Source organism: Bacillus sp. 7705b (assembly GCF_002289525.1).
Classification (GTDB): Bacteria; Bacillota; Bacilli; order Bacillales; family Bacillaceae; genus Bacillus; species Bacillus halotolerans.
The window spans coordinates 1-8,907 of sequence record NZ_NSDH01000077.1 but is presented as its reverse complement, the minus strand read 5'-3'; the positions used below and the strand labels follow the sequence as shown (position 1 = coordinate 8,907).

Annotated in this window: 2 protein-coding genes; both read left to right on the top strand. The window is 49.5% G+C overall.

Translation table 11 applies throughout. From position 1 onward, the window contains the following. The coding region (locus CJU60_RS21250; RefSeq protein WP_255238367.1) for a condensation domain-containing protein at positions 1 to 1,297 on the top strand (1,297 nt) is incomplete at its 5' end. 12 nt (positions 1,298 to 1,309) lie between these two features. Next, a partial coding sequence (srfAB, locus tag CJU60_RS22260) for a surfactin non-ribosomal peptide synthetase SrfAB (RefSeq protein ID WP_095714852.1) occupies positions 1,310 to 8,907 on the top strand: 7,598 nt, incomplete at its 3' end.

Below are 8,907 nucleotides of genomic sequence, written 5' to 3'. Positions count from 1 at the left end.
CTTCGATCCTGAACGGGTTGAAAAGACATTACAGGCACTGATTGAGCATCATGACGCGCTTCGCATGGTCTACCGCGAGGAACAAGGGGAGATCGTTCAATTTAACAAAGGGCTTGATGCTGTCTCTGTTCACTTAGAGATCACCAAACTTGAGGGGCAGGCTATAGATCATGAAGACCGCATAGAGAGAGAAGCGGAGCGTCTGCAAAGCAGCATCGATTTGAATGAAGGCGGCTTGTTAAAAGCAGGCTTGTTCCAAGCAGAAGACGGAGATCACTTGCTGCTTGTGATTCACCACTTAGTGGTTGACGGTATATCGTGGCGGATTTTACTGGAGGATTTCGCCGCGGTTTATACACAGCTGGAGCAAGGGAACGAGCCGGTTCTTCCGCAGAAAACCCATTCGTTTGCGGAGTATGCAGAGAGATTACAAGACTTTGCAAATTCCAAAGCCTTTTTGAAAGAAAAAGAGTATTGGAAACAGCTTGAAGAACAGACTGTCCCGGTGAAGCTTCCGAAGGACCGCGAATCTAGTGATCAGCGAATGAAACATACAAAGACAATCGAATTTTCGCTGACTGCTGAAGAGACAGAACAGCTTACCACCAAGGTGCATGAGGCTTATCACACAGAAATGAATGATATTTTGCTGACGGCATTCGGATTGGCGATGAAGGAGTGGACAGGTCAGGAGCAAGTGAGTGTTCATTTAGAGGGGCATGGACGTGAAGATATAGTAGAAGACCTGACCATTTCCCGGACAGTCGGCTGGTTTACGAGTATGTTCCCGATGGTGCTGGATATGAAGCACGCGGATGAACTGGCTTATCAGCTGAAGCAAATGAAAGAAGACATCAGACATATCCCGAATAAGGGAGTGGGCTACGGCATTTTGCGCTATTTGACGGCGCCGGAGCATAAAGAAGATGTGGCGTTCTCCATTCAGCCGGATGTCAGCTTTAACTATTTAGGTCAGTTCGATGAAATGTCGGATGCAGGTTTATTCACGAGATCAGAGCTGCCGTCAGGACAGTCATTAAGTCCGGAAACGGAAAAACCGAACGCGCTTGATGTTGTCGGATATATTGAAAACGGAAAACTGACGATGTCACTGGCCTATCACTCTCTCGAATTTCATGAAAAAACGATACAGACATTCAGTGACAGCTTTAAGGCCCATCTTCTTAGAATCATTGAACATTGCCTATCTCAAGATGGCACGGAACTGACGCCGAGTGACCTTGGCGACGACGATTTGACGCTGGATGAGCTTGATAAATTAATGGAAATTTTTTAATAGAGGTGGCATATGAGCAAAAAATCGATTCAAAAGGTGTATGCACTTACACCGATGCAGGAAGGAATGCTGTATCATGCGATGCTTGATCCGCATTCTTCCTCTTACTTCACACAATTAGAGCTTGGCATTCAAGGTGTTTTTGATCTAGAAATCTTTGAGAAAAGCGTCAATGAACTGATCCGGTCATACGATATTCTCCGTACGGTATTTGTGCACCAGCAGCTGCAAAAGCCGCGTCAGGTTGTGTTAGCGGAACGCAAGACAAAGGTGCACTATGAAGATATCAGTCATGCAGACGAGGATCGCCAGAAAGACCACATCGAGCGTTACAAACAAGACGTTCAGCACCAAGGCTTTAACCTGGCAAAAGACATTTTGTTCAAAGTGGCAGTTTTCCGCCTTGATGCAGATCAGCTGTATCTTGTCTGGAGCAATCACCATATTATGATGGACGGCTGGAGCATGGGCGTACTGATGAAAAGCCTGTTCCAAAACTACGAAGCGCTCAGAGCAGGCCGCACACCTGCAAACGGGCAGGGAAAGCCATATTCCGACTACATTAAGTGGCTTGGAAAACAGGATAATGAAGAAGCGGAAGGCTACTGGAGCGAACGCTTGGCGGATTTTGAACAGCCAAGCGTGCTCCCGGGCCGCTTGCCGGAGAAAAAAGAAGAGTATGTGAACAGAGAATACTCATTTACATGGGATGAGGAACTGGTTGCACGCATTCAGCAAACGGCGAACCGCCATCAAGTGACGGGGCCTAACCTGTTTCAGGCGATCTGGGGAATCGTCCTCAGCAAATATAACTTTACGAATGATGTTGTCTTCGGCACGGTCGTATCGGGACGGCCGTCTGAAATCAACGGAATTGAAACAATGGCGGGGCTCTTTATCAATACCATTCCGGTGCGTGTAAAGGTTGATCAGCAGTCTACATTCGCTGATATTTTTACAGACGTTCAGCAGCATGCGGTGGAGGCGGAGCGCTACGATTACGTGCCGCTTTACGAGATTCAAAAACGTTCAGCCTTGGACAGCAGTCTTTTGAACCATCTCGTCGCTTTTGAAAATTATCCACTTGATCAAGAGCTTGAAAACGGCAGCATGGAAGACCGGCTCGGGTTCTCTATTAAGGTTGAGAGCGCATTTGAACAAACAAGCTTTGATTTCAACCTCATTGTTTACCCGGGTAAAACCTGGACCGTCAAAATCAAATATAACGGCGCTGCATTTGATTCTGCTTTTATTGAACGGACAGCAGGACATCTCACCCGCATGATGACAGCCGCTGTTGAGCGGCCGGACGCTTTTGTGCGTGAGCACGGGCTTGTGGGAGAAGAAGAGCAGCGGCAAATTGTGGAGACCTTTAACAGCACTTCATCAGAACTCCCTGAAGGAATGGCTGTTCATCAAGTATTTGAAGAACAAGCAAAGCGGACACCGGCAAGTACTGCCCTCGTATATGAAGGAGCCGAGCTGACATACCGCGAGCTGAACGAAGCGGCGAACCGCCTGGCGAGAAAGCTCATCGGGCAAGGTCTTCAAAAGGGTGAAACAGCAGCCATTATGAATGACCGTTCGGCAGACACTGTTGCCGCCATGCTGGCTGTTTTAAAAGCAGGCGCCGCTTATGTGCCGCTTGATCCCGCACTTCCGGAGGATCGGCTCCGTTTCATGGCGGAGGACAGCTCAATTCGGATCGCTTTAGCTGGAGAGGCATATACAAAACAGGCAAATCAGCTGCAAGTACCGGTTCTCCCGCTGGAAGGCGTCTTTGAAGGGAATGAAACGGCAGACAATCTGAATCTGCCCGCCGATCCGTCTGACCTGGCTTACATCATGTACACGTCAGGTTCGACCGGAAAACCGAAAGGCGTCATGATCGAACATAAAAGCATTCTGCGTCTCGTTAAAAATGCAGGATACGTTCCTGTTCATGAAGAAGACCGCATGGCGCAAACGGGAGCTGTCAGCTTTGATGCCGGTACATTTGAGGTCTTTGGCGCGCTGCTGAACGGCGCTGCGCTTTATCCGGTGAAAAAAGAGACACTGCTTGACGCGACACGGTTTTCAGCGTTCCTCCGTGAGCAGAGAATTACGACGATGTGGCTGACCTCGCCATTATTCAACCAGCTTGCTGCAAAGGATGCCGGCATGTTCGGCACACTGCGCCATTTAATCATCGGCGGAGACGCGCTCGTGCCGCATATTGTAAGTAAAGTGAAACAGGCATCGCCGTCGCTTTCTCTGTGGAACGGGTACGGACCGACAGAAAATACGACATTTTCTACAAGCTTTCTGATTGATCGCGAGTACAGCGGTTCAATTCCAATCGGGAAGCCAATCGGAAATTCCACTGCATACATCATGGATGAGCAGCAGCGCCTGCAGCCGATCGGCGCGCCCGGTGAACTGTGTGTCGGCGGAAGCGGCGTGGCACGGGGCTACGTCAACCTCCCAGAGCTGACGAAGAAGCAATTTCTCGAAGATCCATTCAGACCGGGTGAAAAAATGTATCGAACTGGCGACTTGGCGAAATGGCTTCCGGACGGGAATATCGAGTTTTTAGGAAGAATTGATAACCAGGTGAAGGTGCGCGGGTTCCGGATTGAGCTTGGGGAGATCGAAACCAAATTGAACATGGCCGAACATGTGACAGAGGCTGCCGTGATCATTCGCAAAAACAAAGCGGATGAAAATGAAATCTGCGCGTACTTTACAGCGGATCGCGAAGTGTCTGTGAGCGGGCTGAGAAAAACGCTGTCTCAATCATTGCCTGACTATATGGTTCCTGCCCATTTGATCCAGATGGACAGCCTGCCGCTCACGCCAAACGGAAAAATCAATAAAAAAGAACTGCCTGCGCCTCAATCAGACGCTGTGCAGTCTGAATATGCAGCACCCAAAACAGAGAGTGAAAAGAAATTAGCCGAGATTTGGGAAGGAATACTCGGCGTTAAAGCAGGCGTTACAGATAACTTCTTTATGATCGGCGGACATTCTCTGAAGGCCATGATGATGACGGCGAAAATTCAAGAGCATTTCCACAAGGAAGTACCGATTAAAGTGCTTTTTGAAAAGCCGACCATTCAAGAACTGGCACTGTATTTGGAAGAGAGCGAAAGCAAGGAGGAGCAGACGTTTGAACCGATCAGGCAAGCACCTTATCAGCAGCATTATCCTGTTTCCCCGGCCCAGCGGAGAATGTACATCCTCAATCAGCTTGGACAAGCAAGCACAAGCTACAACGTCCCTGCTGTACTTTTGCTGGAGGGAGAAGTAAACAAAGACCGGCTTGAACATGCGATTCAGCAATTAATCAGCCGGCACGAAATTCTCCGTACGTCGTTTGACATGATAGACGGAGAAGTCGTACAGACCGTTCATAAAAACATATCGTTCCAGCTGGAGGCTGCCAAGGGACGGGAAGAAGACGCGGAAGAGCTGATCAAATCGTTTATTCAGCCGTTTGAGTTAAACCGCGCGCCGCTCGTCCGTTCGAAGCTTGTCCAGCTTGAAGAAGAACGCCATCTGCTGCTCATTGATATGCATCATATCATTACGGACGGCAGCTCGACAGGCATTCTCATCGGCGATCTCGCCAAAATCTATCAAGGCGCAGATCTGGAGCTCCCGCAGATTCACTATAAAGATTACGCTGTCTGGCAAAAAGAACGTGCGGATCATCAAAAGGATGAAGCATACTGGCTGGATACGTTTAAAGGCGAGCTGCCGGTTCTTGATCTTCCGGCGGATTTCCCGCGGCCTGCAGAACGGAGCTTTTCCGGGGAGCGCGTCATGTTCGGGCTGGATAAACAAATCACAGCTCAAATCAAATCGCTGCTGTCAGAAACAGACACAACAATGTACATGTTCCTTTTAGCCGCATTTCATGTACTGCTCTCTAAGTACGCGTCACAGGATGACATCATCGTCGGCTCACCGACTGCGGGCAGAACGCATCCTGATCTGCAAGGTGTGCCGGGTATGTTTGTCAACACGGTGGCATTACGGACAGCGCCTGCGGGGGATAAAACCTTTGCACAATTCCTAGACGAAGTCAAAACGGTCAGTCTGCAAGCATTCGAGCACCAAAGCTATCCGCTTGAGGAGCTGATTGAAAAACTGCCGCTCACAAGGGACACAAGCCGAAGCCCGCTGTTCAGCGTCATGTTCAACATGCAGAACATGGAGATTCCTTCTTTGAAATTAGGAGATTTGAAGATTTCTTCCTATTCCATGCTTCATCACGTGGCGAAATTTGATCTGTCCTTGGAAGCTGTCGAATGGGAAGAAGAAATCGGTTTAAGCTTTGACTACGCAACTGCCTTGTTTAAAGACGAGACGATCCGCCGCTGGAGCAGCCACTTCGTCAATTTGATCAAAGCAGCTGCGGTTAATCCGAACGTACGGCTGTCTGATTTGGAGATTCTTTCACCAGTTGAAACGGCAGCTTTGCTTGAAGAGAAAAAACAAACCACTCATTCTGGCAATGACACGTTTGCGTCACTTTTCGAAAAACAGGTGCAGCAAACACCTGATCATCCGGCTGTGATTTCTGGCGGAAACCAGCTGAGCTACCGTGAACTCGATGAACAGGCGAACCAGCTGGCGCATCATTTGCGCGCGCACGGGGCAGGAAGTGAAGACATCGTAGCCGTCGTCATGGATCGTTCAGCTGATCTAATGACAGCTGTTCTTGGTGTCATGAAGGCGGGAGCAGCTTTCCTTCCGATTGATCCGGATACGCCTGAGGAACGAATCCGCTATTCATTAGAAGACAGCGGTGCGAGATTTACAGTCGTGAATGAAAGAAATATGACTGCCATAGGGCAATATCAAGGAACCGTCATCAACATCGATCAAGCGGATTGGCGGAACGAAAGCAAGGAGCGTCCGGAACCGATTTCTGGGCCTCAGAATCTTGCATATATCATTTACACATCCGGCACGACCGGGAAGCCGAAGGGTGTGCAGATTGAGCATCGCAATCTGACAAACTATGTTTCTTGGTTTAGCAAAGAGGCAGGGCTGGCTGAAACGGATAAGTCTGTCTTGCTTTCGTCTTACGCATTCGACTTGGGGTATACAAGCATTTTCCCTGTGCTTCAAGCAGGCGGTGAGCTTCACATTGTGCCGAAAGAAACATATACGGCGCCCGATCAGATTGGCCGTTATATCAAGGAACACGGCATCACGTATATCAAGCTGACACCGTCCCTGTTCCATACGATGGTGAACACAGCCAGCTTTACAAAGGAGCCGCACTTTGAATCCCTGCGCTTGATTGTGTTGGGAGGAGAAAAGATCATTCCGGCTGATGTTTTAGCTTTCAGCAAGGTATATCAGCATACCGAATTTATCAATCACTACGGTCCGACCGAAGCAACGATCGGCGCCATTGCCGGACGGGTTGACCTGACTGAACCTGACACATTCGCGAAACGGCCGACAATCGGACGGCCGATTGCCAATACCGGCGCACTTGTCTTAAATGAGTCATTGAAGCTTGTGCCTCCGGGAGCGAGCGGCCAGCTATATATCACGGGACAGGGGCTTGCCAGAGGATATCTCAGCCGTCCTCAGCTCACATCCGAGAAATTTGTGGAAAACCCGTATGCGCCGTGCAGCCTGATGTACAAGACCGGAGATGTCGTCCGGAGACTGGCTGACGGCACGATTGAATTTATCGGCCGGGCTGATGATCAGGTGAAAATCCGCGGCTACCGCATAGAGCCGAAAGAAATTGAAACGGTCATGCTCAGCCTCAGCGAAGTTCAGGAAGCGGTTGTGCTTGCGGTTTCTGAGGGCGGGCTTCAGGAGCTTTGCGCGTATTATACGGCGGATCAAGCCATTGAAAAAGCAGAGCTCCGGAAACAGCTTTCACAAATACTGCCGTCTCATATGATCCCTGCCTTCTTTGTGCAGGTGGACGCTATCCCGCTCACGGCAAATGGGAAAACCGACAGAAACGCATTGCCGAAGCCGAACGCAGCGCAATCCGGATATGAAGCGTCAGCTGCTCCGGAAACAGCGCTTGAAGAAAGCCTTTGCCGCATCTGGCAGAAAACACTTGGCATTGAAGCGATCGGAATCGATGACAACTTCTTCGATTTAGGCGGCCATTCACTAAAAGGAATGATGCTCATCGCCAATATACAGGCAGAATTGGAGAAAACCGTGCCGCTTAAAGCGCTGTTCGAGCAGCCGACTGTACGCCAGCTGGCGGCTTATATGGAGGAATCGGCAGCATCAGGCAGCTATCACATGCTGAAGCCTGCTGACAAACAGGATGTGTATCCATTGTCATCCGCGCAGAAACGGATGTACGTGCTCAATCAGCTTGACCGGCAGACGATCAGCTATAATATGCCATCGGTTCTTCTTATGGAAGGCGAGCTTCATATTTCGCGCCTGCGGGAATCACTCAACCAGCTCGTAAACCGTCATGAATCATTGCGCACGTCATTTACGGAAGCAGACGGAGAGCCTGTCCAGCGCATTGTTGAGGAGGCTTCAATTGATCTTCACGTGTTTGATGCAGAAGAGGGCGAGGCGGAACAGAAGATTAAAGAATTTATCCGGCCATTCGATTTAAGCGGCGCTCCGCTCATTCGCGCGGCATTACTCCGAATCGCAGACCAAAAACATCTGCTTCTATTGGATATGCATCATATTATCGCGGATGGTGTATCAAGAGGTATTTTCGTTAAAGAATTGGCACTGCTTTATAAAGGCGAACAGCTTCCGGAGCCGAAGCTTCATTACAAGGATTTCGCTGTTTGGCAAAATGAAGCCGGACAGAAAGAACGGATGAAGGAGCATGAGCAATACTGGCTATCAGTTCTCTCAGGCGAACTGCCGGAGCTTGACCTTCCGCTTGATTACACCCGACCGCCTGTTCAAAGCTTTGAAGGGGATACTGTCCGTTTCCGCGCGGGAAGCGGGACGGCAAAGGCGATTGAAAAACTGCTCGCAGAAACGGGAACGACTTTGCATATGGTGCTTCACACCGTCTTCCATGTCTTTTTAAGCAAAATCTCCGGACAGCGGGATATCGTGATCGGCTCGGTTACAGCAGGCCGCACGAATGCCGACGTGCAAAACATGCCGGGGATGTTCGTCAATACGCTCGCACTGAGAATGGAAGCAAGGGAAGAGCAGACGTTTGCAGAGCTTCTGGAGCAAGCGAAGGAGACAAATCTGTCAGCACTTGAGCATCAGGAGTATCCGTTTGAAGACTTGGTCAACCAGTTAGACCTCCCTCGGGATATGAGCCGGAATCCTTTGTTTAACGTGATGGTTACGACAGAAAACCCTGATAAAGAACAGCTTAAGCTGCAAGATCTCACGATTTCACCTTATGAGGCACATCAAGGAACATCCAAGTTTGACCTTACATTAGGCGGTTTCGCTGACGAAAACGGCATCGGTCTGCAGCTGGAATATGCGACTGACCTATTCTCAAGAGAAACTGCTGAGCAATGGAGTGAATACGTCCTGCGATTATTGCGGGCTGTGGCGGAAAATCCAAACCAGCCGCTTTCCAGTCTGTCACTCGTCAACGAAACAGAAAAACAAACGCTCTTGGAGGCATGGAAAGG